At 52.7% G+C, this 25,703-nt stretch carries 23 protein-coding genes, 3 tRNA genes and 2 other RNA genes; 26 read left to right on the forward strand and 2 right to left on the reverse strand.

Annotation, left to right across the window (positions count from 1 at the left end):
* Nucleotides 1-362: 362 nt before the first annotated feature.
* From sdhC to pnuC, 26 genes are all read left to right on the forward strand, one after another.
* The gene (sdhC, locus tag ACFK9X_RS08040) at nucleotides 363-767 is read left to right on the forward strand and encodes a succinate dehydrogenase cytochrome b556 subunit (protein ID WP_000263340.1); all 405 of its coding nucleotides are present in this window, start codon (nucleotides 363-365) and stop codon (nucleotides 765-767) included.
* A complete protein-coding gene (sdhD, locus tag ACFK9X_RS08045; protein WP_000254356.1) occupies nucleotides 761-1,108 on the forward strand; it encodes a succinate dehydrogenase membrane anchor subunit in 348 nt (115 codons plus the stop codon). Before sdhC ends, sdhD begins: the two co-directional genes overlap by 7 nt.
* Nucleotides 1,108-2,874, forward strand: a complete 1,767-nt coding sequence (gene sdhA / locus ACFK9X_RS08050; protein ID WP_000775561.1) for a succinate dehydrogenase flavoprotein subunit — start codon at nucleotides 1,108-1,110, stop codon at nucleotides 2,872-2,874. Before sdhD ends, sdhA begins: the two co-directional genes overlap by 1 nt.
* A gap of 16 nt (nucleotides 2,875-2,890) precedes the next feature.
* Nucleotides 2,891-3,607: a succinate dehydrogenase iron-sulfur subunit SdhB gene (gene sdhB, locus ACFK9X_RS08055; RefSeq protein WP_151117911.1), complete on the forward strand. Its 717-nt coding sequence runs from the start codon at nucleotides 2,891-2,893 to the stop codon at nucleotides 3,605-3,607.
* 525 nt (nucleotides 3,608-4,132) lie between these two features.
* Entirely contained in the window at nucleotides 4,133-6,934 is a 2,802-nt protein-coding gene (gene sucA / locus ACFK9X_RS08060; protein WP_151116091.1) for a 2-oxoglutarate dehydrogenase E1 component, read from the forward strand.
* A 14-nt stretch (nucleotides 6,935-6,948) separates the two neighbouring features.
* A complete protein-coding gene (gene odhB / locus ACFK9X_RS08065; RefSeq protein ID WP_000099858.1) occupies nucleotides 6,949-8,157 on the forward strand; it encodes a 2-oxoglutarate dehydrogenase complex dihydrolipoyllysine-residue succinyltransferase in 1,209 nt (402 codons plus the stop codon).
* A 141-nt stretch (nucleotides 8,158-8,298) separates the two neighbouring features.
* Nucleotides 8,299-9,465, forward strand: coding sequence for an ADP-forming succinate--CoA ligase subunit beta (gene sucC, locus ACFK9X_RS08070; RefSeq protein WP_001048590.1), 1,167 nt, complete (start codon nucleotides 8,299-8,301; stop codon nucleotides 9,463-9,465).
* Complete coding sequence (gene sucD, locus ACFK9X_RS08075) at nucleotides 9,465-10,334, forward strand: succinate--CoA ligase subunit alpha (protein WP_000114633.1); 870 nt, start codon at nucleotides 9,465-9,467, stop codon at nucleotides 10,332-10,334. The genes sucC and sucD overlap by 1 nt, the downstream gene beginning before the upstream one ends.
* A gap of 1,583 nt (nucleotides 10,335-11,917) precedes the next feature.
* The gene (gene cydA / locus ACFK9X_RS08080) at nucleotides 11,918-13,486 is read left to right on the forward strand and encodes a cytochrome ubiquinol oxidase subunit I (protein ID WP_000884369.1); all 1,569 of its coding nucleotides are present in this window, start codon (nucleotides 11,918-11,920) and stop codon (nucleotides 13,484-13,486) included.
* 15 nt (nucleotides 13,487-13,501) lie between these two features.
* Nucleotides 13,502-14,641: a cytochrome d ubiquinol oxidase subunit II gene (gene cydB, locus ACFK9X_RS08085; protein WP_000568258.1), complete on the forward strand. Its 1,140-nt coding sequence runs from the start codon at nucleotides 13,502-13,504 to the stop codon at nucleotides 14,639-14,641.
* Between the two features lie 14 nt (nucleotides 14,642-14,655).
* Entirely contained in the window at nucleotides 14,656-14,769 is a 114-nt protein-coding gene (cydX, locus tag ACFK9X_RS08090; protein ID WP_000270278.1) for a cytochrome bd-I oxidase subunit CydX, read from the forward strand.
* Nucleotides 14,770-14,979: 210 nt separating this feature from the next.
* Nucleotides 14,980-15,261 carry a cyd operon protein YbgE gene (gene ybgE / locus ACFK9X_RS08095; RefSeq protein WP_000875305.1) on the forward strand — a complete coding sequence of 94 codons (282 nt, stop codon included), beginning with the start codon at nucleotides 14,980-14,982 and terminating at the stop codon, nucleotides 15,259-15,261.
* A 228-nt stretch (nucleotides 15,262-15,489) separates the two neighbouring features.
* The gene (gene ybgC / locus ACFK9X_RS08100; protein ID WP_001046240.1) at nucleotides 15,490-15,894 is read left to right on the forward strand and encodes a tol-pal system-associated acyl-CoA thioesterase; all 405 of its coding nucleotides are present in this window, start codon (nucleotides 15,490-15,492) and stop codon (nucleotides 15,892-15,894) included.
* Complete coding sequence (gene tolQ, locus ACFK9X_RS08105; RefSeq protein ID WP_151116093.1) at nucleotides 15,891-16,583, forward strand: Tol-Pal system protein TolQ; 693 nt, start codon at nucleotides 15,891-15,893, stop codon at nucleotides 16,581-16,583. The genes ybgC and tolQ overlap by 4 nt, the downstream gene beginning before the upstream one ends.
* A 3-nt stretch (nucleotides 16,584-16,586) precedes the next feature.
* Nucleotides 16,587-17,015 (forward strand): colicin uptake protein TolR, encoded by a 429-nt coding sequence (tolR, locus tag ACFK9X_RS08110; protein WP_000124676.1) that lies wholly within the window; start codon nucleotides 16,587-16,589, stop codon nucleotides 17,013-17,015.
* Nucleotides 17,016-17,079: 64 nt separating this feature from the next.
* Nucleotides 17,080-18,252, forward strand: a complete 1,173-nt coding sequence (gene tolA / locus ACFK9X_RS08115) for a cell envelope integrity protein TolA (protein WP_151116095.1) — start codon at nucleotides 17,080-17,082, stop codon at nucleotides 18,250-18,252.
* Between the two features lie 123 nt (nucleotides 18,253-18,375).
* Nucleotides 18,376-19,668, forward strand: coding sequence for a Tol-Pal system beta propeller repeat protein TolB (tolB, locus tag ACFK9X_RS08120; RefSeq protein ID WP_001562341.1), 1,293 nt, complete (start codon nucleotides 18,376-18,378; stop codon nucleotides 19,666-19,668).
* Nucleotides 19,669-19,702: 34 nt separating this feature from the next.
* Nucleotides 19,703-20,227, forward strand: coding sequence for a peptidoglycan-associated lipoprotein Pal (gene pal, locus ACFK9X_RS08125; protein ID WP_001176623.1), 525 nt, complete (start codon nucleotides 19,703-19,705; stop codon nucleotides 20,225-20,227).
* A 9-nt stretch (nucleotides 20,228-20,236) separates the two neighbouring features.
* Entirely contained in the window at nucleotides 20,237-21,025 is a 789-nt protein-coding gene (gene cpoB / locus ACFK9X_RS08130; protein ID WP_000097553.1) for a cell division protein CpoB, read from the forward strand.
* Nucleotides 21,026-21,189: 164 nt separating this feature from the next.
* A tRNA-Lys gene (locus ACFK9X_RS08135) sits at nucleotides 21,190-21,265 on the forward strand.
* A 139-nt stretch (nucleotides 21,266-21,404) separates the two neighbouring features.
* Nucleotides 21,405-21,480 (forward strand) — tRNA-Lys (locus tag ACFK9X_RS08140).
* 134 nt (nucleotides 21,481-21,614) lie between these two features.
* A tRNA-Lys gene (locus ACFK9X_RS08145) sits at nucleotides 21,615-21,690 on the forward strand.
* 128 nt (nucleotides 21,691-21,818) lie between these two features.
* A non-coding RNA gene (locus tag ACFK9X_RS08150) (RtT sRNA) lies at nucleotides 21,819-21,944 on the forward strand.
* A gap of 29 nt (nucleotides 21,945-21,973) precedes the next feature.
* Nucleotides 21,974-22,098, forward strand: a non-coding RNA gene (locus tag ACFK9X_RS08155) — RtT sRNA.
* Nucleotides 22,099-22,392: 294 nt separating this feature from the next.
* Complete coding sequence (gene nadA, locus ACFK9X_RS08160) at nucleotides 22,393-23,436, forward strand: quinolinate synthase NadA (RefSeq protein ID WP_151116097.1); 1,044 nt, start codon at nucleotides 22,393-22,395, stop codon at nucleotides 23,434-23,436.
* A 24-nt stretch (nucleotides 23,437-23,460) separates the two neighbouring features.
* Complete coding sequence (gene pnuC, locus ACFK9X_RS08165; protein ID WP_000345361.1) at nucleotides 23,461-24,180, forward strand: nicotinamide riboside transporter PnuC; 720 nt, start codon at nucleotides 23,461-23,463, stop codon at nucleotides 24,178-24,180.
* Here pnuC and zitB read toward each other — a convergent pair.
* Both zitB and ACFK9X_RS08175 read right to left on the reverse strand, forming a co-directional pair.
* Nucleotides 24,177-25,115 (reverse strand): CDF family zinc transporter ZitB, encoded by a 939-nt coding sequence (gene zitB, locus ACFK9X_RS08170; protein WP_079840467.1) that lies wholly within the window; start codon nucleotides 25,113-25,115, stop codon nucleotides 24,177-24,179. The genes pnuC and zitB overlap by 4 nt on opposite strands.
* A gap of 110 nt (nucleotides 25,116-25,225) precedes the next feature.
* Nucleotides 25,226-25,612: a YbgS-like family protein gene (locus ACFK9X_RS08175; protein WP_000784385.1), complete on the reverse strand. Its 387-nt coding sequence runs from the start codon at nucleotides 25,610-25,612 to the stop codon at nucleotides 25,226-25,228.
* Nucleotides 25,613-25,703 lie beyond the last annotated feature (91 nt).

Genomic DNA, 25,703 nt, shown 5'->3' on the forward strand with positions numbered 1-25,703 from the left:
GTTTGTAACAATTTTGTTTAATGTTTATCAAATCAGATGATTGAAAATTAAAAAAATGTTGTTATCGTGACCTGTGTCACTGTTCAGGATAAAACCCGACAAACTATATGTAGGTTAATTGTAATGATTTTGTGAACGTCCTATACTGCCGCCAGGTCTCCGGAATACCCTGCAATCCCGAGCCACCCAGCGTTGTAACGTGTCGTTTTAGCTACTGGAAGCAGTGTTTTACATGACGCGCAGTTATAGAAAGGACGCTGTCTGACCCGCACGCAGACCGGAGGAAGGAAATCCCGTCGTCTTTCTGGCTACAGGTAGATTCATCTCTGTAACCGAAGTCTTAAGGGAATAATAAGAACAGCATGTGGGCGTTATTCATGATAAGAAATGTGAAAAAACAAAGACCTGTCAATCTGGATCTACAAACGATTCGGTTCCCCATCACAGCGATAGCGTCCATTCTCCATCGCGTATCCGGTGTGATTACTTTCATCGCAGTCGGCATACTACTGTGGCTACTGGGCACCAGCCTCTCTTCTCCGGAAGGATTCCAGCAGGCCGCCGACATTATGGACGGCTTCATCGTTAAATTTATCATGTGGGGCATCCTTACCGCGCTGGCGTATCACGTCATCGTGGGAATTCGTCACATGTTAATGGATTTTGGCTATCTGGAAGAAACATTCGAAGCGGGTCAACGCTCTGCCAAAATCTCTTTTGTTATCACTGTCGTGCTTTCACTTCTCGCAGGAGTCCTCGTATGGTAAGCAACGCCTCCGCATTAGGACGCAATGGCGTACATGACTTCATCCTGGTCCGTGCTACCGCTATCGTTCTGACGTTATACATCATCTACATGGTGGGTTTTTTCGCCACGAGCGGCGAACTGACCTTTGAAGCCTGGACCGGTTTCTTCTCATCGGCCTTCACCAAAGTCTTCACCCTGCTGGCGCTTTTTTCCATCTTGATTCATGCCTGGATCGGCATGTGGCAGGTGTTAACCGACTACGTTAAACCACTGGCAGTGCGTCTGATACTGCAACTCGTTATCGTTGTTGCGCTGGTGGTTTACGTCATCTATGGATTTGTTGTGGTGTGGGGTGTGTAATGAAACTGCCAGTCAGAGAATTTGATGCTGTTGTGATTGGTGCCGGTGGCGCAGGTATGCGCGCGGCGCTGCAAATTTCCCAGAGCGGCCAAACCTGTGCGCTGCTCTCGAAAGTCTTCCCGACCCGTTCCCATACCGTTTCCGCGCAGGGCGGTATCACCGTGGCGCTCGGCAATACCCATGAAGATAACTGGGAATGGCACATGTACGACACCGTTAAGGGGTCGGACTACATTGGTGACCAGGATGCCATCGAATATATGTGTAAGACCGGACCGGAAGCGATTCTGGAACTGGAGCACATGGGGCTACCGTTCTCCCGTCTTGATGATGGACGTATCTATCAGCGCCCGTTCGGCGGCCAGTCGAAAAACTTTGGCGGCGAGCAGGCGGCACGTACCGCGGCGGCGGCTGACCGTACCGGTCACGCCTTGCTACATACGCTGTATCAACAGAATTTGAAAAACCACACCACGATTTTCTCCGAATGGTATGCGCTGGATCTGGTGAAAAACCAGGATGGCGCGGTGGTGGGGTGTACCGCACTGTGCATCGAAACCGGTGAAGTGGTGTACTTCAAAGCCCGCGCGACGGTGCTGGCGACCGGCGGCGCAGGCCGTATCTACCAGTCCACCACCAACGCTCACATCAACACCGGTGACGGTGTCGGTATGGCGCTGCGTGCCGGTGTCCCGGTGCAGGACATGGAAATGTGGCAGTTCCACCCAACCGGTATCGCCGGGGCGGGCGTGCTGGTGACAGAAGGCTGCCGCGGCGAAGGCGGTTACCTGCTGAACAAACACGGCGAGCGCTTTATGGAGCGTTATGCGCCGAACGCCAAAGACCTGGCGGGTCGTGACGTGGTGGCGCGTTCCATCATGATCGAAATCCGTGAAGGTCGCGGCTGTGATGGTCCGTGGGGGCCGCACGCTAAACTGAAACTGGATCACCTGGGTAAAGAGGTGCTGGAATCTCGCCTGCCGGGTATCCTGGAGCTGTCCCGCACTTTCGCCCACGTTGACCCTGTGAAAGAGCCGATTCCGGTTATCCCGACCTGCCACTACATGATGGGCGGTATTCCGACTAAAGTGACCGGTCAGGCGCTGACCGTGAACGAGCAGGGCGAAGATGTGGTCATTCCGGGACTGTTTGCGGTAGGCGAAATCGCCTGTGTATCGGTTCACGGCGCCAACCGTCTGGGCGGTAACTCATTGCTGGATCTGGTGGTCTTTGGCCGTGCGGCGGGGCTGCATTTACAGGAATCCATCGCCGAGCAGGGCGTGCTGCGCGACGCCAGCGAGTCTGACGTTGAAGGTTCTCTGGAGCGCCTGAATCGCTGGAACAATAACCGCAATGGCGAAGATCCGGTGGCTATCCGCAAAGCGTTGCAGGAGTGTATGCAGCATAACTTCTCCGTATTCCGTGAAGGCGACGCGATGGCGAAAGGGCTTGAGCAGTTGAAAGTGATCCGCGAGCGTCTGAAAAACGCCCGTCTGGATGACACGTCCAGCGAGTTTAATACCCAGCGTGTTGAGTGTCTGGAGCTGGATAACCTGATGGAAACTGCCTACGCCACTGCCGTATCAGCCAACTTCCGGACGGAAAGCCGCGGCGCGCATAGCCGCTTCGATTTCCCGGAGCGTGATGATGCCAACTGGTTGTGTCATACCCTGTATCAGCCGCAAACGGAATCCATGACGCGCCGAAGCGTCAATATGGAGCCGAAACTGCGTCCGGCGTTCCCGCCGAAGATTCGTACTTATTAATTGCGGAGACAGGATGATGAAACTCGAATTTTCGATTTATCGTTATAACCCGGATGTCGATAACGCTCCGCGTATGCAGGATTACACCCTGGAAGGCGAAGAAGGGCGCGACATGATGCTGCTGGATGCGTTAATCCAGCTTAAAGAAAAAGATCCCAGCCTTTCTTTCCGCCGTTCCTGCCGCGAAGGTGTGTGTGGTTCTGATGGTTTGAATATGAACGGTAAGAGTGGTCTGGCCTGTATTACCCCTATTTCGGCGCTGACTCAGCCGGGTAAGAAGATTGTGATTCGCCCGCTGCCCGGTTTGCCGGTGATCCGCGATTTGGTGGTAGACATGGGGCAATTCTACGCACAATATGAGAAGATTAAGCCTTACTTATTGAATAATGGGCAAAATCCACCGGCTCGTGAGCATCTGCAGATGCCGGAGCAGCGTGAAAAACTCGATGGGCTGTATGAATGTATTCTTTGCGCCTGTTGCTCAACATCCTGCCCGTCATTCTGGTGGAACCCGGATAAGTTTATCGGTCCGGCGGGTCTGCTCGCGGCGTATCGATTCCTGATCGATAGTCGTGATACCGAGACCGACAGTCGTCTGGAAGGGATGAGCGATGCATTCAGCGTATTCCGCTGTCACAGCATTATGAACTGCGTCAGTGTATGCCCTAAAGGACTGAACCCGACGCGCGCTATCGGCCATATTAAGTCGATGCTGTTGCAGCGTAGCGCATAAGCAGTTGTAGTGGTTGCCGGATGGCGACGTACCGTCTTATCCGGCCTACAGGTTACGTATTTTGTAGGCCTGATAAGCCAGGCGCCATCGGGCAATAGAAGTGCAGGAAACCTCTAAAAACTGCCATATGATTAGTAATAATCGAGATGTTCAGAGCGAGACAAGGCGCGGTCTGAACGAATCTTCGGGAGCATAGTTAACTATGTGACCGGAGTGAGCGAAGGCCGCAACGCAGTCGTAGCCTGAACAGCGAAGATTATTAGACAGTTTTTAAAGGTTCCTTAGCGGACGCAGATGACACGACAGTCCGCAACAAGTGAACCCCGGCACGCATACAGCGTATGCGTGGTTAGTATCCACGGCGAAATACTCGTCATAGTTCACGTTGCATGTGCGTTGGCTGCACTTGCTCACCCCGGTCACTTACTGGATGTAAGCTCCCAGGGATTCGCAAGCTTGCCGCCTTCCTGAAACGTGACCTATTTAGAGTATTAAATAAGCAGAAAAGATGCTTAAGGGATCACGATGCAGAACAGCGCTTTGAAAGCCTGGTTGGACTCTTCTTACCTCTCTGGTTCGAATCAGAGCTGGATAGAACAGCTCTATGAAGACTTCTTAACCGATCCTGACTCGGTAGACGCTAACTGGCGTTTGACGTTCCAGCAGTTACCTGGTACCGGAGTCAAACCGGATCAACTCCATTCAAAAACACGTGAATATTTCCGGCGGCAGGCGTTGGCTGGCTCACGTCACTCTTCTACGATTTCCGACCCTGACACCAATGTGAAGCAGGTTAAAGTCCTGCAGCTTATCAACGCTTATCGTTTCCGTGGCCATCAGCATGCAAACCTCGATCCGCTGGGACTGTGGAAACAAGAACGCGTGGCGGATCTGGACCCTTCTTTCCATGATTTGACCGAGGCCGATTTCCAGGAAACCTTCAATGTCGGCTCCTTTGCCAGCGGCAAAGAGACGATGAAGCTGGGCGAGCTGCTCGACGCGCTCAAACAGACCTACTGCGGCCCGATTGGCGCTGAGTATATGCACATCACCAGCACCGAAGAGAAACGCTGGATCCAACAGCGCATCGAATCCGGTCGTGCGGCTTTTAGCGCTGACGAGAAAAAACGTTTCCTGAACGAACTGACCGCCGCTGAAGGGCTGGAACGTTATCTGGGCGCCAAATTCCCGGGTGCGAAACGTTTCTCGCTCGAGGGGGGAGATGCGCTGATACCCATGCTGAAAGAGATGGTTCGCCATGCGGGTAACAGCGGCACTCGCGAAGTGGTGCTGGGGATGGCGCACCGCGGTCGCCTGAACGTGCTGATCAACGTACTGGGTAAAAAACCGCAGGATCTGTTCGACGAGTTTGCCGGTAAACATAAAGAACATCTGGGTACCGGCGACGTGAAGTATCACATGGGCTTCTCGTCAGATATCGAAACCGAAGGCGGTCTGGTTCACCTGGCGCTGGCGTTTAACCCATCGCATCTGGAAATTGTGAGCCCGGTGGTGATGGGCTCCGTGCGCGCCCGTCTGGACAGACTGGACGAACCGAGCAGCAACAAAGTGCTGCCGATCACTATTCACGGCGACGCCGCGGTGACCGGCCAGGGCGTGGTTCAGGAAACCCTGAACATGTCGAAAGCGCGCGGTTACGAAGTGGGCGGTACGGTACGTATCGTTATCAACAACCAGGTGGGCTTCACCACCTCTAACCCACTGGATGCGCGTTCAACGCCTTACTGCACCGATATCGGTAAAATGGTCCAGGCGCCGATTTTCCACGTCAATGCGGACGATCCGGAAGCCGTCGCTTTTGTGACCCGTCTGGCGCTGGACTTCCGTAACACCTTTAAACGCGATGTGTTCATCGATCTGGTGTGCTACCGCCGTCACGGCCACAACGAAGCCGACGAGCCAAGCGCAACCCAGCCGCTGATGTACCAGAAAATCAAAAAGCATCCGACGCCGCGTAAAATCTACGCCGACAAACTGGAAGCTGATAAGGTCGCAACGCTGGAAGATGCCACCGAAATGGTCAACCTCTATCGCGATGCGCTGGATGCAGGCGAATGCGTGGTGAAAGAGTGGCGTCCGATGAATATGCACTCGTTCACCTGGTCGCCGTATCTAAACCACGAATGGGATGAAGCATACCCGAACAAGGTAGAAATGAAGCGTCTGCAGGAGCTGGCAAAACGTATCAGCACCGTGCCGGAAGCCATTGAAATGCAGTCTCGCGTGGCGAAAATTTATGGCGACCGTCAGGCAATGGCGGCAGGCGAGAAATTGTTTGACTGGGGCGGCGCGGAAAATCTGGCTTACGCCACGCTGGTCGATGAAGGCATTCCGGTGCGCCTGTCCGGGGAAGACTCTGGTCGCGGCACCTTCTTCCATCGTCATGCGGTGATCCACAACCAGACGAACGGCTCAACGTATACGCCGTTGCAGCATATTCACAGCGGTCAGGGACAGTTTAAAGTCTGGGACTCCGTGCTGTCTGAAGAAGCGGTACTGGCTTTTGAATACGGTTATGCCACGGCGGAACCACGTACCCTGACTATCTGGGAAGCGCAGTTTGGCGATTTTGCCAACGGCGCGCAGGTAGTGATTGACCAGTTCATCTCCTCCGGCGAGCAGAAATGGGGCCGGATGTGCGGTCTGGTGATGCTGTTGCCGCATGGCTATGAAGGGCAGGGCCCGGAGCACTCTTCCGCGCGTCTGGAACGTTATCTGCAACTTTGCGCCGAGCAGAATATGCAGGTTTGCGTGCCGTCCACCCCGGCGCAGGTCTACCATATGCTGCGCCGTCAGGCGCTGCGCGGGATGCGTCGTCCGCTGGTGGTGATGTCGCCGAAATCGCTGCTGCGTTACCCGCTGGCGGTTTCCACGCTTGATGAACTGGCGAACGGTTCCTTCCAGCCGGCCATTGGCGAAATTGACGAGCTGGACCCTAAAGCCGTAAAACGCGTGGTAATGTGTTCTGGTAAGGTTTATTACGACCTGCTGGAACAACGTCGCAAAAACGACCAGAAAGATGTCGCTATCGTGCGCATCGAACAGCTCTATCCGTTCCCGCATAAAGCGGTGCAGGAAGCGCTGCAACCATACGCTCACGTCCATGATTTTGTCTGGTGCCAGGAAGAGCCGCTCAACCAGGGCGCATGGTACTGCAGCCAGCATCATTTCCGTGAAGTGATTCCGTTTGGGGCCGCTCTGCGTTATGCAGGTCGCCCGGCCTCCGCCTCTCCGGCGGTAGGGTATATGTCCGTTCACCAGAAACAGCAACAAGATCTGGTTAATGACGCGCTGAACGTCGATTAAATAAAGGATAAATAATGAGTAGCGTAGATATTCTTGTTCCCGACCTGCCTGAGTCCGTAGCGGACGCGACCGTCGCCACCTGGCATAAAAAACCGGGTGATGCGGTTGTTCGTGACGAAGTGCTGGTAGAAATCGAAACTGACAAAGTGGTACTGGAAGTACCGGCATCAGCGGACGGCATTCTGGATGCGGTTCTGGAAGAGGAGGGGACCACTGTCACCTCTCGCCAGATCCTGGGTCGCCTGCGTGAAGGCAACAGCGCGGGTAAAGAGACCAGCGCGAAATCTGAAGAGAAAGCGTCTACGCCGGCACAACGCCAGCAGGCGTCGCTGGAAGAACAAAACAACGATGCGCTCAGCCCGGCGATCCGTCGCCTGCTGGCTGAACACAATCTGGAAGCCAGCGCCATTAAAGGCACTGGTGTGGGTGGGCGTCTGACCCGTGAAGATGTGGAAAAACATCTGGCGAAAGGCGAGTCTAAAGCACCCGCTGTTGAACCTGCAGCACAACCCGCTCTGGGCGCGCGCGGCGAAAAACGCGTGCCAATGACCCGCCTGCGTAAGCGCGTGGCCGAGCGTCTGCTGGAAGCGAAAAATTCCACCGCCATGCTGACGACCTTCAATGAAGTCAACATGAAGCCGATTATGGATTTGCGTAAGCAGTATGGCGAAGTGTTTGAAAAACGTCATGGTATCCGCCTGGGCTTTATGTCCTTCTACGTGAAAGCGGTAGTGGAAGCGCTGAAGCGTTATCCGGAAGTGAACGCCTCTATCGACGGCGATGACGTGGTGTATCACAACTACTTTGATGTGAGCATGGCGGTGTCTACGCCGCGCGGCCTGGTCACGCCGGTCCTGCGTGACGTGGATACGCTGGGCATGGCTGACATCGAGAAAAAAATTAAAGAACTGGCTGTCAAAGGCCGCGACGGCAAGCTGACCGTAGAAGACCTGACCGGCGGTAACTTTACCATTACCAACGGCGGCGTATTCGGTTCTCTGATGTCTACCCCGATCATCAACCCGCCGCAGAGCGCGATTCTGGGAATGCATGCTATTAAAGACAGGCCGATGGCGGTGGATGGCAAGGTGGAAATCCTGCCGATGATGTACCTGGCGCTCTCTTACGATCATCGCCTGATCGATGGTCGCGAATCCGTGGGCTTCCTGGTCACCATCAAAGAGTTGCTGGAAGATCCGACCCGTCTGCTGTTGGACGTGTAGTCAGCAAGAGCATCACCTGCTACCTGTAGGCCGGATAAGGCGTTCACGCCGCCATCCGGCGATGGTGTAATGCCTGATGGCGCGCAGCTTTCAGGCCTACAGGTCTAAAGATAACGATTACCTGAAGGATGGACAGAACACATGAACTTACATGAATATCAGGCAAAACAACTTTTTGCCCGCTATGGCTTACCGGCGCCGGTGGGTTATGCCTGTACTACTCCGCGTGAAGCCGAAGAAGCCGCGTCTAAAATCGGTGCCGGCCCGTGGGTAGTGAAATGTCAGGTTCACGCTGGCGGCCGCGGCAAAGCGGGCGGTGTGAAGGTAGTAAAAAGCAAAGAAGAGATTCGCGCCTTTGCGGAAAACTGGCTGGGCAAACGTCTGGTGACCTATCAAACAGACGCTAATGGCCAACCGGTAAACCAGATTCTGGTTGAAGCGGCGACCGACATCGGCAAAGAACTGTACCTCGGCGCGGTGGTTGACCGTAGTTCTCGTCGCGTGGTCTTTATGGCGTCTACCGAAGGCGGCGTAGAGATCGAAAAAGTCGCGGAGGAAACCCCGCATCTGATCCATAAAGTCGCGCTCGATCCGCTGACCGGCCCGATGCCGTATCAGGGACGGGAACTGGCGTTCAAATTGGGTCTGGAAGGTAAACTGGTGCAGCAGTTCACCAAAATCTTTATGGGCCTGGCAACCATTTTCCTTGAGCGCGACCTGGCGCTGATCGAAATCAACCCGCTGGTGATTACTAAGCAGGGCGATCTGATTTGCCTCGACGGCAAGCTGGGCGCTGACGGCAACGCGCTGTTCCGCCAGCCGGATCTGCGCGAAATGCGCGACCAGTCTCAGGAAGACCCGCGTGAAGCGCAGGCGGCACAGTGGGAACTGAACTACGTCGCGCTGGACGGCAACATCGGTTGCATGGTGAACGGCGCGGGCCTGGCGATGGGCACCATGGACATCGTTAAGCTGCATGGCGGCGAACCGGCTAACTTCCTTGACGTGGGCGGCGGCGCAACCAAAGAGCGCGTCACCGAAGCGTTTAAAATCATCCTCTCGGATGACAACGTGAAAGCGGTTCTGGTTAACATCTTCGGCGGTATCGTCCGTTGTGACCTGATTGCCGACGGTATCATCGGCGCGGTGGAAGAAGTGGGCGTGAACGTTCCGGTGGTGGTGCGTCTGGAAGGCAACAACGCCGAACTCGGCGCGAAGAAACTGGCTGACAGTGGCCTGAATATTATTGCAGCGAAAAGTCTGACGGATGCAGCTCAGCAGGTTGTTGCCGCAGTGGAGGGGAAATAATGTCCGTTTTAATTAATAAAGATACCAAGGTTATCTGCCAGGGCTTCACCGGTAGCCAGGGGACTTTCCACTCCGAACAGGCGATTGCTTACGGTACGCAAATGGTCGGCGGCGTAACGCCGGGCAAAGGCGGCACCACGCATCTGGGTCTGCCGGTGTTCAACACCGTGCGCGAAGCGGTAGAAGCTACCGGTGCGACCGCATCCGTTATCTACGTCCCGGCGCCGTTCTGCAAAGACTCCATTCTGGAAGCGATCGACGCAGGCATCAAACTGATTATCACCATCACCGAAGGTATTCCGACGCTGGATATGCTGACTGTGAAAGTGAAGCTGGACGAAGCGGGCGTACGCATGATCGGCCCGAACTGCCCAGGTGTGATCACCCCGGGCGAATGCAAAATCGGCATCATGCCGGGTCACATTCATAAGCCGGGTAAAGTGGGTATCGTTTCCCGTTCCGGTACGCTGACCTATGAAGCGGTTAAGCAGACCACCGACTACGGTTTCGGCCAGTCTACCTGTGTCGGTATCGGCGGCGACCCGATCCCGGGCTCTAACTTCATCGACATCCTGAAGCTGTTCCAGGAAGATCCGCAGACTGAAGCGATCGTGATGATCGGCGAGATCGGCGGTAGCGCAGAAGAAGAAGCGGCGGCTTATATTAAAGAACACGTGACCAAGCCGGTTGTTGGCTATATCGCGGGCGTTACCGCGCCGAAAGGCAAACGTATGGGCCACGCTGGCGCCATCATTGCCGGTGGTAAAGGTACCGCTGATGAGAAATTCGCTGCTCTGGAAGCGGCTGGCGTGAAGACGGTTCGCAGCCTGGCCGATATCGGCGAAGCGCTGAAAGCAATTATAAAATAAAAACTCGCTGTTCCTGCGGGAACAGATAAATGTCCGTTTTCGACATGGTTGGCCACCTTTACGGTGGCCTTTTTTATGGCTTTATTGTTTGTGGCAAAGTACGGGTGAAGCATCCGGGATATAAAATTATTGGCTTTGTAAATATTGAACTATAGGAAAATAATGCCTCATTAAAAAAACATGGTGGAGTCTAAAAATAATTGATAATAACCGTCTGGCTGCGGCAGTAAATTTACTCAGTTTGCTGGTTAACTCTTTTTCAGCAAATACAGATGCTGTCTTAGTGAAAGACCTGCCGACCTCACTGGAGACGGATTATGCGCTTTCCGCCATGAAAAAAACGCATTGCAGCATTACACTATGTTGACGCTAACCTCTATAGTAAATTGACGCTTGACTCTGTGGCCGCGCATGTTTGCCTGAGCGCGAACTACACGTCTCCTCAGATGTATCGCGCTTACACAGACTGCTTGTTTAATGGCAGAATAAAACAGCTATTTTAATCATAAGAGTACCGACATTATTTCCATGAAGTATTAAAGATATCGTTTAATAAATTATATGAACTTTTGCTGATTAAAAGAGGTTAACTTTAAAAATTATTAAGAACTTATTGACACTATTCGTTCGTGATTAATCATGTTTAAAGGGTATTTATGGCTGCGAATAAACAGAATTATCACTATGAGTGACGTAGATATTGAGGGTAAATCTGTGAAGGTGATAACAGAATCTTCACTATAATAATTATAGAGAGGCAAATACGGTGTTATTGAAATAAAGAAAAATTAGCGAATAAAATGTTTGTTTCTGGCTATCTGGAAAGCTTATTAGCGATAATTAAGGCGATAACCTGGCAAGATGATCCTGGCCGTTAGTCGTCGGGAAAGGGAAGTTGGGGCAGGGTAATCCCGGTGGGATGATGGCGCGTGTGCAATGAGATAGTTTCTTTGCGGTGTTAATTATAAGTAAAATAAAAATAGACTAAATGTATAAAATAATAAGTGTTGATAACCTACAGAAAAAATCTGTGAGCTATTTAGCAATAATTGAACATCAATGTGGAATGTTTTTTACGGGATGCGGGGCAGTAAAAAACGCACAAAATGTTTAGCCTTACCGAATAAGCCTCTTTTTACAGGGAGTTTGAAATTACTCTTTGCAAAAACAAAAAGTTAACAAAAAATTCACCATGCATTCAATGAATAAACATTATTAACATTAACTTCAAAAATTGATTTTAATCAATATTTAAATGTTGGAAAAGAGCATCAAAACTGGTTAAATTGTCCGTGATCAAATTCCCTGAAAAGCGATAGATTAGCCATAAATTAATCGCTGTCGAAAAAAGCAAATCTGACCCACTAAAAACCTGTTTATTGTAAGGGTTTTACGGCGTAATATATTTGCGGGATCAATTTGGGTTTTTTATTAACATGTTTGTAACTTTTCATCATTACTGTTTCCTTCCCGAGGGGATAGTACGATGGAAGGCCGCAAATAAATTTGTATTGGGGCATGCGTGTGACCCTTTCTAACGGGGTTCACTCTCGGAGTCTTCATGCGATGAGCAAGGAGTCATGATGTTAGATATAGTCGAACTGTCGCGCTTACAGTTTGCCTTGACCGCGATGTACCACTTCCTGTTTGTGCCGCTAACGCTCGGTATGGCGTTCCTGCTGGCCATTATGGAAACGGTATACGTCCTTTCCGGCAAACAGATTTATAAAGATATGACCAAGTTCTGGGGCAAGTTGTTTGGTATCAACTTTGCTCTGGGTGTGGCTACCGGTTTGACCATGGAGTTCCAGTTCGGGACAAACTGGTCGTACTACTCCCACTATGTTGGGGATATCTTCGGTGCGCCGCTGGCCATCGAAGGTTTGATGGCCTTCTTCCTCGAATCCACCTTTGTAGGTCTGTTCTTCTTTGGCTGGGATCGTCTGAGTAAAGTTCAGCATATGTGCGTCACCTGGCTGGTGGCTCTGGGGTCCAACCTCTCCGCGTTGTGGATTCTGGTAGCGAACGGCTGGATGCAAAACCCAATCGCTGCGGATTTCAATTTCGAAACCATGCGTATGGAAATGGTGAGCTTCTCTGAACTGGTGCTGAACCCGGTAGCACAGGTGAAATTTGTTCACACTGTGGCGTCCGGCTATGTCACCGGCGCGATGTTCATCCTCGGTATCAGCGCTTACTACATGCTGAAAGGTCGTGACTTCGCCTTTGCTAAACGCTCCTTTGCTATTGCCGCCAGCTTCGGTATGGCTGCCGTACTGTCCGTTATCGTACTCGGTGACGAATCCGGTTACGAAATGGGCGACGTGCAGAAAACCAAGCTCGCTGCGATTGAAGCAGAATGGGAAACGCAACCTGCTCCGGCCTCCTTTACCCTGTTCGGCATTCCTGACCAGGACAAACAGGAAAACCATCTGGCGATTCAGATCCCTTATGCGCTCGGCATTATCGCTACGCGTTCCGTGGACACGCCGGTTATTGGCCTGAAAGATCTCATGGTTCAGCATGAAGAGCGTATCCGTAACGGGATGAAAGCCTATGAACTGCTGGAGCAGCTGCGCGCCGGTTCTACCGACCAGGCCGTTCGCGACCAGTTTAACAGCATGAAGAAAGATCTCGGCTACGGCCTGCTGCTGAAACGCTATACGCCTAATGTGACTGACGCGACCGAAGCGCAGATCCAGCAAGCGACGAAAGATTCCATTCCTCGCGTTGCGCCGCTGTACTTCGCTTTCCGTATCATGGTGGCGTGCGGCTTCCTGCTGCTGGCGATCATCGCACTTTCTTTCTGGAGCGTGATTCGTAACCGCATCGGTGAGAAAAAATGGCTGTTGCGCGCGGCGCTGTACGGTATTCCACTGCCGTGGATTGCGGTTGAAGCAGGTTGGTTCGTCGCCGAGTATGGTCGTCAGCCGTGGGCGATCGGCGAAGTGTTGCCGACAGCCGTGGCGAACTCATCGCTGACCGTGGGCGATCTGCTGTTCTCCATGTTCCTGATTTGCGGCCTGTATACCCTGTTCCTGGTGGCAGAATTGTTCCTGATGTTCAAATTTGCACGCCTTGGCCCAAGCAGCCTGAAAACCGGTCGCTATCACTTTGAGCAGTCCACCGTGACTTCTCAGCCGGCACGCTAAGACAGGAGTCGTCAAATGATCGATTATGAAGTACTACGTTTTATCTGGTGGCTGCTGGTTGGCATTTTGCTAATTGGTTTCGCTGTCACCGATGGGTTCGACATGGGGGTGGGGATGCTCACCCGTTTCCTCGGTCGTAACGACACCGAACGTCGAATTATGATTAACTCTATCGCTCCACACTGGGACGGTAACCAGGTGTGGTTGATCACCGCGGGCGGTGCGTTGTTTGCTGCCTGGCCGATGGTTTACGCTGCGGCGTTCTCCGGTTTCTATGTGGCGATGATCCTGGTGCTGGCGTCTTTGTTCTTCCGTCCGGTCGGTTTTGATTACCGTTCCAAGATTGAAGACCCGCGCTGGCGCAACATGTGGGACTGGGGCGTGTTCATCGGTAGCTTTGTGCCGCCGCTGGTGATTGGCGTGGCCTTTGGCAACCTGTTGCAGGGCGTACCGTTCCATGTAGATGAGTATCTGCGTCTGTACTACACCGGTAACTTCTTCCAGTTGCTGAACCCGTTTGGTCTGCTGGCGGGTATCGTAAGCGTAGGGATGATCATCACGCAGGGGGCGACTTACCTGCAAATGCGCACCGTTGGCGAACTGCACCTGCGCGCGCGCGCCACCTCGCAGATTGCGGCGCTGGTGACATTAGTGTGCTTTGCGCTGGCGGGCGTTTGGGTAATGTATGGTATTGATGGTTATGTCGTGACATCCGCGATTGATCATCATGCCGCCTCTAACCCGCTGACTAAAGAAGTGGCGCGTGAAGCTGGCGCCTGGCTGGTGAACTTTAATAATGCTCCGATCCTGTGGTTGGTTCCGGCTCTGGGCGTGGTTCTGCCGCTGCTGACTATCCTGACTTCCCGTATGGAGAAAGGCGCGTGGGCATTCCTGTTCTCTTCGCTGACCCTGGCCTGCATTATTCTGACGGCGGGTATCGCTATGTTCCCATTTGTGATGCCGTCCAGCACGATGATGAATGCCAGCCTGACCATGTGGGATGCGACATCCAGCCAGATGACGCTGAACCTGATGACCTGGGTTGCGGCGGTGTTCGTACCGATCATTCTGATCTACACCAGCTGGTGTTACTGGAAAATGTTCGGTCGTATCACTAAAGAACATATTGAAAGCAACACCCACTCTCTGTACTAAGTAAGGAGCTTAAAATGTGGTATTTCGCATGGATTCTGGGAACGCTTCTTGCCTGTGCATTCGGGATCATTACCGCCCTGGCGCTTGAGCACGTTGAAGCGGGTAAAACCGGTCAAGAAGAAAGCTAATGATTCATATTGTCGCTATGCAATATACAAAATCATTTAAGTTGCATCGCGGCGGCAAGGCTGCGAATCCCCAGGAGCTTACATCAGTAAGTGACTGGGGTAACAAATCTGTCAGGAACAGATTTGAACGCTGCTTGCAGCGGCCCTGTAAGGGGGGGCCCAGGGATGGGCCGACTAACAGCCGCAGCCAACAAAGAGGCAGCTTAGAGGATGAAGTATATTTATGCGGTAATGGACAAGCGCCCGTTAAGGGCGCTTTCCTTCGTGATGGCGATAGTGCTGGCAGGATGTATGTTCTGGGACCCGTCACGGTTTGCCGCCAGGACCAGCACGCTTGAAATCTGGCACGGATTATTGCTGATGTGGGCGGTTTGCGCAGGCATAATCCACGGCGTGGGTTTTCGCCCTGAATCCGTACACTGGCAAGGGATTTTTTGTCCGCTCCTTGCGGATATCGTCCTTATCGTCGGCCTGATTTTCTTCTTCTTGTGAATAAGAAACCTCCTTAAAAATATAGGGGCTTGCATAAGCCCATATATTTTTACTCTCCCTTAACTTCCCCCCATTCCCAAGCCTCATTCCCACGCGTATAGTAGCAACGTTTAAAAGCTCTACTTTTGTTGCATTACCGGGATGTAAAGTGAATACAAGGCGATATACAACGGCATTCTTGAGGCATTACGGCGGCAAGCGGATGACGCCAACAAAGAGGCTGCAGGGATGAATAAGTATATGTTTCGATGGCCAATTCGAGTTTATTACGAAGACACGGACGCCGGCGGTGTGGTTTATCACGCCAGCTATGTCGCTTTTTATGAAAGAGCGCGCACGGAGATGCTGCGTCACCATCACTTCAGCCAACAGGTGCTGCTGGCGGAGCGGGTCGCCTTTGTGGTGCGCAAGATGACGCTGGAATACTATGCGCCTGCGCGGCTCGACGATATGCTTGAAGTTCAAACAGAAATTACGTCAATGCGTGGCACCGCTTTGGTTTTCACGCAACGCATTGTCAACGCAGAGAACACGCTGCTAAATGAAGCAGAGGTTCTGATTGTTTGCGTTGATCCACTCAAAATGAAGCCTCGTGCGCTTCCTAAGTCTATTGTCGCGGAGTTTAAGCAGTGACTGACATGAATATCCTTGATTTGTTCCTGAAGGCAAGCCTTCTGGTTAAACTTATCATGTTGATTTTGATTGTTTTTTCAATAGCATCCTGGGCCATCATTATCCAGCGAACGCGTATTCTGAACGCCGCTGCGCGTGAGGCGGAAGCGTTTGAAGATAAATTCTGGTCCGGAATCGAACTATCGCGTCTGTACCAGGAAAGCCAGGGGAGGCGCGATAGTCTGTCGGGCTCGGAACAAATCTTTTATAGCGGGTTCAAAGAGTTTGTCCGGCTCCATCGCGCCAACAGCCATGCGCCGGAGGCAGTGGTAGAGGGGGCGTCGCGTGCGATGCGCATCTCCATGAACCGAGAGCTGGAAACGCTGGAAACGCATATCCCGTTTCTTGGCACGGTAGGCTCAATCAGTCCTTATATCGGTCTGTTTGGCACCGTATGGGGGATTATGCATGCGTTTATCGCCCTGGGCGCGGTGAAACAGGCGACTCTGCAAATGGTTGCGCCGGGTATTGCCGAAGCATTGATTGCCACGGCGATTGGTCTGTTTGCCGCCATCCCTGCGGTTATGGCTTACAACCGACTGAATCAGCGCGTGAACAAGCTGGAACTGAATTACGACAACTTTATGGAAGAGTTCACCGCGATTCTGCACCGCCAGGCGTTTACCGTAAGCGAAAGCAACAAGGGGTAAGCCATGGCCAGAACGCGTGGACGAGGTCGTCGCGAACTTAAGTCCGAAATCAATATTGTACCGCTACTCGACGTACTGTTGGTGTTGCTGCTGATCTTTATGGCAACCGCGCCGATCATTACCCAGAGCGTGGAGGTCGACTTGCCGGAGGCGAATCAGTCGCAGGCGGTCAGTAGTAACGACGATCCACCGGTCATTATTGAGGTTTCCGGAGTAGGGCAATACAGCGTAGTGGTTGATAAAGATCGAATGGATCAACTGCCGTCTGAACAGGTGATCGCAGAAGTAAAGCGTCATCTGCAGGCTAATCCGAAAACAGTCTTTTTAATCGGCGGCGCGAAAGAGGTGCCGTACGATGAAATAATTAAAGCGCTGAACTTGTTACACAGCGCGGGCGTAAAATCGGTTGGCTTAATGACGCAGCCAATCTGAAGTCTGCGTCCCGTTGGCTTGAAAGACGGCGAGTAACAGGCGAACAGTTTTTTGGGAACCGAGAGTGTCAAAGGCAACCGAACAAAACGACAAGCTCAAACGGGCGATAATTATTTCAGCCGTGCTGCATATCATCTTATTTGCAGTGCTGTTCTGGAGTTCGTTTGATGAGCATATAGAGGCTTCTGCCGGCGGCGGCGGTGGTTCCGCTATCGACGCGGTGATGGTCGATCCTGGCGCCGTTGTGCAGCAGTACAACCGTCAGCAGGATCAACAGGCCAGCGCCAGACGCGCGGAAGAAGAGCGTAAAAAGCTGCAACAGCAGCAAGCAGAGGAGCTGCAGCAGAAGCAGGCTGCTGAACAGGAGCGGTTGAAACAACTTGAGAAAGAACGTTTAGCGGCTCAGGAGCAGCAAAAGCAGGCTGAAGAAGCGGCAAAACTGGCGCAACAGCAGCAGCAACAGGCCGAAGAAGCGGCGAAAGCGGCGGCGGACGCGAAGAAAAAAGCGGAGGCCGAGGCGGCGAAAGCGGCGGCGGACGCGAAGAAGAAAGCGGAAGCCGAAGCGGTAAAAGCGGCAGCGGACGCGAAGAAGAAAGCGGAAGCCGAAGCGGCGAAAGCGGCGGCGGACTCGAAGAAGAAAGCAGAGGCCGAAGCGGCGAAAGCGGCGGCGGAGGCGAAGAAGAAAGCGGAGGCCGAAGCGGCGAAAGCAGCGGCGGACGCGAAGAAGAAAGCGGATGCCGAGGCGGCGAAAGCGGCGGCGAAGAAGAAAGCGGATGCCGAAGCGGCGAAAGCGGCGGCGGACGCTAAGAAGAAAGCGGCTGCCGAAAAAGCGGCCGCCGCAGAAGGCGTCGACGATCTGCTTGGCGATCTCAGCTCGGGTAAGAATGCGCCGAAAACCGGCGGTGGCGCGAAAGGGAATGGCCAGCCATCGAAAGATAGCGGTACATCGGGCGCTAACGGTGGGGCGACAGGCGCTGATATCAGCGCCTACGCGAAACAGATTCAGGTCGCCATTCAGAGCCGTCTGTATGATGCGAGCCTGTATCAGGGCAAACAATGTGTCTTGCATATTAGCCTGGCGCCGGATGGCTCATTAAAAAGCATTACGTCTGAGGGCGGCGATCCGGCGCTTTGTCAGGCGGCGTTAATGGCGGCAAAAACCGCGAAAATTCCTAAACCGCCAAGCCAGGCTGTTTATGAGAAAATAAAGGATGCCAAACTAGACTTTAAACTGTAGATACTTTTCTTTATGGAAGTTGGAGCGGTTGAGTTGTTACTGGTCCTGGTGGTTTTGTGTATTTGAGTTTGTTAACATTCTGCTAAATTATCGTGGGTCGCAGGCCCAGGTATGGGAGATATGATGAAGCAGGCATTACGAGTAGCATTTGGTTTTCTGATGCTGTGGGCGGCGGTGCTGCACGCAGAAGTTCGTATCGAGATCACCCAGGGGGTGGACTCGGCGCGACCGATTGGCGTTGTGCCTTTTAAATGGGCCGGGCCGGGCGCTGCGCCTGAAGATATCGGCGGCATCGTGGCGGCAGATTTACGCAATAGCGGTAAATTTAATCCGTTAGACCGGTCACGACTGCCGCAGCAGCCAGCCACCGCTCAGGAAGTTCAGCCTACCGCATGGTCTGCGCTGGGTATTGATGCTGTCGTTGTTGGACAGGTCACGCCGAATCCGGACGGTTCCTACAATGTTGCTTATCAGCTGGTTGACACTGGCGGCGCGCCGGGGACTGTACTGGCGCAAAATTCTTATAAAGTGAACAAGCAGTGGCTGCGTTATGCAGGTCATACCGCCAGTGACGAAGTCTTTGAAAAACTGACGGGCATTAAGGGCGCGTTCCGTACTCGTATCGCCTATGTGGTACAGACTAATGGCGGTCAGTTCCCGTATGAACTGCGTGTGTCGGATTACGATGGTTACAATCAGTTTGTGGTGCACCGTTCTCCGCAGCCGTTGATGTCTCCGGCGTGGTCTCCGGACGGCTCAAAACTGGCTTACGTGACATTTGAAAGCGGTCGCTCCGCGCTGGTTATCCAGACGCTGGCAAACGGCGCAGTGCGTCAGGTTGCGTCCTTCCCGCGTCACAACGGCGCGCCGGCCTTCTCGCCGGATGGGACGAAACTGGCGTTCGCGTTATCGAAAACCGGAAGTCTGAACCTGTACGTTATGGATCTTGCTTCCGGCCAGATTCGTCAGATAACGGACGGGCGTAGCAACAATACGGAGCCGACCTGGTTCCCGGACAGCCAGACTCTGGCCTTTACCTCTGACCAGGCTGGACGTCCGCAAGTGTATAAAATGAACATTAACGGCGGTGCGGCGCAGCGTATTACCTGGGAAGGTTCGCAAAACCAGGATGCGGATGTCAGCAGCGACGGTAAATTTATGGTAATGGTAAGCTCAAATAACGGGCAGCAGCACATTGCCAAACAAGATCTGGTGACGGGTGGCGTACAGGTTCTGTCGTCAACGTTCCTGGATGAAACGCCAAGTCTGGCACCTAACGGCACGATGGTAATCTACAGCTCTTCTCAGGGGATGGGATCTGTGCTGAATTTGGTTTCTACAGATGGGCGTTTCAAAGCGCGTCTTCCGGCAACTGATGGTCAGGTGAAATCGCCTGCCTGGTCGCCGTATCTGTGATAATAATTAATTGATTACTAAAGGAATTAAAGAAATGCAACTGAACAAAGTGCTGAAGGGCCTGATGATTGCCCTGCCTGTTATGGCAATCGCGGCATGTTCTTCCAACAAGAACGCCAGCAATGACGGTAGCGAAGGCGGTATGCTGAACGGCGCCGGCACGGGTATGGATTCGAACGGTAGCGGCAATATGTCGTCTGAAGAGCAAGCGCGTCTGCAGATGCAGCAGCTGCAGCAGAACAACATCGTTTACTTCGATCTCGACAAGTACGATATCCGTTCTGACTTCGCGGCAATGCTGGATGCGCACGCTAACTTCCTGCGTAGCAACCCGTCTTACAAAGTCACCGTAGAAGGTCACGCGGACGAACGTGGTACGCCTGAGTACAACATCTCCCTGGGCGAACGTCGTGCTAACGCCGTTAAAATGTACCTGCAGGGTAAAGGCGTTTCCGCTGACCAGATCTCCATCGTTTCTTACGGTAAAGAAAAACCTGCCGTACTGGGCCACGACGAAGCGGCTTACGCTAAGAACCGTCGCGCTGTACTGGTTTACTAAGAGAATTGCATGAGCAGTAACTTCAGACATCACCTGTTGAGTCTGTCGTTACTGGTTGGCATAGCGGCCCCCTGGGCCGCTTTTGCTCAGGCGCCAATCAGTAGTGTCGGCTCAGGCTCGGTCGAAGACCGCGTCACTCAACTTGAGCGTATCTCTAACGCTCACAGCCAGCTTTTAACCCAACTTCAGCAGCAGCTCTCCGATAATCAGTCCGATATAGATTCTTTGCGCGGCCAAATCCAGGAAAATCAGTATCAACTGAATCAGGTGATGGAGCGCCAGAAGCAAATTATGCTGCAGCTGGGGAGCTTGAATAATGGCGGCGCAGCGCAACCAGCAGCTGGTGACCAGAGCGGGACGGCAACCACTGCGACCCCCGCCCCGGATGCCGGTACGGCAACCTCAGGGGCGCCGGTACAAAGTGGCGATGCGAATACCGATTACAATGCGGCAATTGCGCTGGTGCAGGATAAGTCTCGCCAGGATGATGCGATTGTGGCGTTTCAGAACTTCATCAAGAAATACCCTGATTCTACTTATCAGCCGAACGCCAATTATTGGCTGGGCCAGTTGAATTACAACAAGGGTAAAAAAGATGATGCCGCCTATTATTTCGCCTCGGTAGTAAAAAACTATCCTAAGTCGCCGAAGGCTGCGGACGCGATGTACAAAGTTGGCGTTATCATGCAGGACAAAGGTGATACGGCAAAAGCGAAAGCGGTTTATCAGCAGGTGATTAACAAATATCCTGGCACTGATGGCGCGAAACAGGCGCAAAAGCGTCTTAACGCGATGTAATGCGTACCATGCGACCAGAAAACGCCTTTTTTCTGGTCGCGTCGTGCGATTCCTAAGCAGTTGAGCCCTCTGCGTCGAAATTTTTGTTGCGCTCAAATCTGAAATCAGTAATATATGCCGCCGTTGCCACGGGATATTAAACAACTCGAAAGCAACGTAAAAGTGGGTCGTTAGCTCAGTTGGTAGAGCAGTTGACTTTTAATCAATTGGTCGCAGGTTCGAATCCTGCACGACCCACCAATTTAACATCAAACTCAGATGTTGAACGTGAAGGATAACGTTGCGTCAGCAACCTGTAGGGCGAGGCGAAGCCGAGTCATCCTGCACGACCCACCATCTTTAGATGGTCCGAGTAAAATCTTTCAGGCAGCACCCGCATGGGTCGTTAGCTCAGTTGGTAGAGCAGTTGACTTTTAATCAATTGGTCGCAGGTTCGAATCCTGCACGACCCACCAATATACAAGGTGGTAACTGGTAGAGAACGTGAAGGATAATGTTGCTTTAGCAACGGCCCGAAGGGCGAGGCGAAGCCGAGTCATCCTGCACGACCCACCATCCTGAATGATTGAAGCAGTAACCCTTATCCAAGGGGTCGTTAGCTCAGTTGGTAGAGCAGTTGACTTTTAATCAATTGGTCGCAGGTTCGAATCCTGCACGACCCACCAATTTAACATCAAACTCAGATGTTGAACGTGAAGGATAACGTTGCGTCAGCAACGGCCCGTAGGGCGAGGCGAAGCCGAGTCATCCTGCACGACCCACCAATGTAAAAAAGCGCTCTAAAGGCGCTTTTTTGCTATCTGCGATATGGAAGATTCGAACCTGCCGTAGGTTCGGGTCGAACGCAGTGAGACAACGGAGCCGTTTACGGCGACGGCCCGAAGGGCGAGCGAAGCGAGTCATCCTGCACGACCCACCAGTGTAAAAAGGCGCCCTAAAGGCGCCTTTTTGCTATCTGCAATATGAAGATTCGAACCTGCCGCAGGTTCGGGTCTCATGCAGTGAGACAACGGAGCCGTTTACGGCGACGGCCCGAAGGGCGAGCGAAGCGAGTCATCCTGCACGACCCACCAATGTAAAAGAGGGCGCTGGCGGCGCCTTTTTGCTATCTGCAATATGGAAGATTCGAACCTGTCGCAGGTTCGGGTCTTGCCTGATGCGCTGCGCTTATCAGGCCTACAGACGGCACCGCTCACGTAGGCCAGATAAGACGTTACGCCGCCATCAGATATGGGGCTACGTAATTATTGTGACTTTCCTTATTGAATCAGCTATCTTGTTTAGCATATAAAACAAATTAACCGATTGTGGCGTTTGTTACGCTTTCATTCGGTTATTTCGTTAAGTCACTAAAACGAGAAACCACGATGAGCGTAATGTTTGACCCACAAGCCGCAATCTACCCGTTCCCGCCGAAACCAACGCCGTTGAATGACGATGAAAAGCAATTTTATCGTGAGAAAATCAAGCGGTTGCTCAAAGAGCGCAATGCCGTCATGGTGGCGCACTACTACACCGATCCGGAAATTCAACAGTTGGCAGAAGAAACCGGCGGCTGTATTTCCGACTCGCTGGAAATGGCCCGTTTCGGCGCGAAGCACGCCGCATCCACGCTACTGGTAGCGGGCGTACGGTTTATGGGGGAAACCGCCAAAATCCTCAGCCCGGAAAAAACCATTCTTATGCCTACCCTGGCGGCGGAATGTTCGCTGGATTTAGGCTGCCCAATAGACGAATTTAGCGCTTTTTGTGATGCGCATCCTGACAGAACCGTAGTGGTCTATGCTAACACCTCGGCTGTTGTTAAAGCGCGTGCGGACTGGGTTGTGACCTCCAGTATCGCCGTAGAACTGATTGAGCATCTGGATAGTTTGGGGGAAAAAATTATCTGGGCGCCGGACAGACACCTGGGGAGTTACGTGCAAAAACAGACCGGGGCCGATGTACTGTGTTGGCAAGGGGCGTGTATCGTGCATGACGAGTTTAAAACCCAGGCGTTGACCCGTTTAAAAAAAATCTATCCCTATGCCGCTCTTCTGGTTCACCCTGAATCGCCGCAGTCCATTGTCGAGATGGCCGATGCGGTGGGCTCCACCAGTCAGCTTATTAAGGCGGCAAAAACGCTGCCGCACAGACAGCTTATCGTGGCGACCGATCGCGGCATCTTCTACAAAATGCAGCAGGCGGTGCCTGAAAAAGAACTGCTTGAAGCGCCCACGGCTGGCGAGGGGGCGACCTGCCGTAGCTGCGCGCACTGTCCGTGGATGGCGATGAATGGCCTGAAAGCCATTGCTGAAGGGCTGGAGCAGGGAGGCGCGGCGCATGAAATACAGGTTGATGCGGCGCTACGCGAGGGCGCATTACTGCCGCTCAACCGGATGCTGGATTTTGCGGCTACACTTCGGGCGTAAAGACGGAAATCTTTGGGGGAGAGAATGGATTTTTTTAGTACGCACAACATACTGATTCATATTCCGATTGGCGCTGGCGGGTACGATCTCTCGTGGATCGAAGCGGTAGGAACCATCGCCGGCCTGCTCTGTATTTGGCTTGCCAGTCTGGAGAAGATCAGCAACTACTTTTTTGGACTGGTTAACGTCACCCTGTTTGCGATTATTTTCTTTCAGATCCAGCTTTATGCCAGCCTGTTGCTGCAACTCTTTTTCTTTGCCGCCAATATTTATGGCTGGTATGCGTGGTCGCGGCAAACAAAGGATAATGAAGCCGAGCTTAAAATCCGCTGGCTGCCGTTGCCAAAAGCAATGGCATGGCTGGCGATATGTGTGATAGCTATCGGTTTGATGACGCGATATATCGATCCCGTATTCGCCGTCCTGACGCGCGTGGCCGTCGCCATTATGCAGATGCTGGGGTTACAGGTGACAATGCCTGTACTGCAACCGGACGCTTTCCCGTTCTGGGACTCTTGCATGATGGTGCTGTCTATCGTGGCGATGATTTTGATGACACGCAAATATGTCGAAAACTGGCTCCTGTGGGTGATAATCAACGTAATCAGTGTGGTGATTTTTGCTTTGCAGGGCGTCTATGCGATGTCGCTGGAATATCTGATCCTGACATTTATCGCCGTGAACGGTAGTCGCCTGTGGATAAACAGCGCGCGGGAGCGAGGATCGCGCGCGCTTTCCCGTTAATGGTGATGAACATGCCCGGATGGCGTCTGATTCAGATGACAGTCCGGGCCGTGACACACTTGATACTCCATCTGAATCGTAGCGTGCGCAATATGGTATTCGTGCATCAGGAAATCCTGGATACGTTCCAGCAGCGCATCATGGTCGTGTGGCGGAATGACCTGAGCGTGCAATGTCATGACCGGTTTTTCGCCGACCATCCAGACATGCACATGGTGTACGTTGCGGACTTCGGGGATTTCCCGGCTTAAATGGCGCTGTAAGGCATTAATATCCAGTGAAACCGGCGCGCCTTCCAGCAATTCGTTGACGCTATCTTTTAACAAACGCCAGGCGCTGCGTAGTACCAGTACCGAAACCAGAATAGAGAGAATCGGGTCCGCTGGCGTCCAGCCCGTCCAGATAATGATCAACGCGGCGACTATTGCGCCGACGGAACCCAGCAAATCGCCCATCACATGTAGCGCGGCAGCGCGCACGTTCAGGTTTTTTTCATCGCTTCCCCGATGGAGTATCCAGAACGCAAACAGGTTCGCCAGCAGACCCGCAACCGCAATTACCATCATCAGATTGCCCGCCACCGGACGTGGCGTGTAAAAGCGCTCTATCGCTTCCCAGACAATGAGAAGGGTAATGACCACCAACGCAATGGCATTCACAAAAGCCGCCAGTGTGGTGAGTCTTAGCCAGCCAAAAGTGTGGTGAACAGTCGGGGGACGACGGGAAAATTGAACCGCTAGCAGCGCAAAGAGAAGGGCCGCCGCGTCGGTGAGCATATGTCCCGCATCCGCCAACAACGCCAGAGAGCCGGAGAGTATCCCGCCCACCACCTCAAGGAGCATAAATCCGGCAGTGACGATAAAGGCGAAAAGCAGGCGACGAGCATTATTATCTTTCGGCAGGTGTGAATCGGCATGAGAGTGTGAGTGCGCCATAACGTCATTCCTTTGTTATTCTCATCAATACTGTAGACATCATACTGATTTTTCGCTGACAAAATAAAAAGGAGAGCGAAAGCTCTCCCGTTATCAGACTTTTTTCTTCATTACTGTGTGGTACCGTCGGTTTTGGTATTCACGTCATTATTGACGCCATTACCGGTTTCCACTTTTTTATTAATATCCGGGCAGCGACCGTCTTTACACATGGTATTTTTATGCTCTTCATCCTTGGTCATTCCGTCATGATTCATGGTTGAACCGTCTGGATGCTGCATCGTGCTGTTAGTATTGCCGTTGGTATTGATGTCGTTGTTATTCACATCATTCGGCGCTACATTCTGGCGGGCGTCCGGGGCAACCTGACCGGCATTTGCCGCCGAGTTCGCCTGGCCATTACTGGATTGCGCGTTAGATTCAGCAGCTAACGCTGTGCCGCTGGCAAGGCCGAGGGTAGCGGTGAGTAAAAGCGTAGTCAGTTTTGTCATTTTCATAAGATGCTCCTGTTATGGTGGATATGTCGGATAACCTCTTCCAACAGTGCACGTGTCAGTCAAATCCTCAAATAAGGGATAAAAAGCGTTC

The organism is Salmonella sp. WC3 (assembly GCF_042932255.1).
Lineage (GTDB): Bacteria > Pseudomonadota > Gammaproteobacteria > Enterobacterales > Enterobacteriaceae > Salmonella > Salmonella enterica.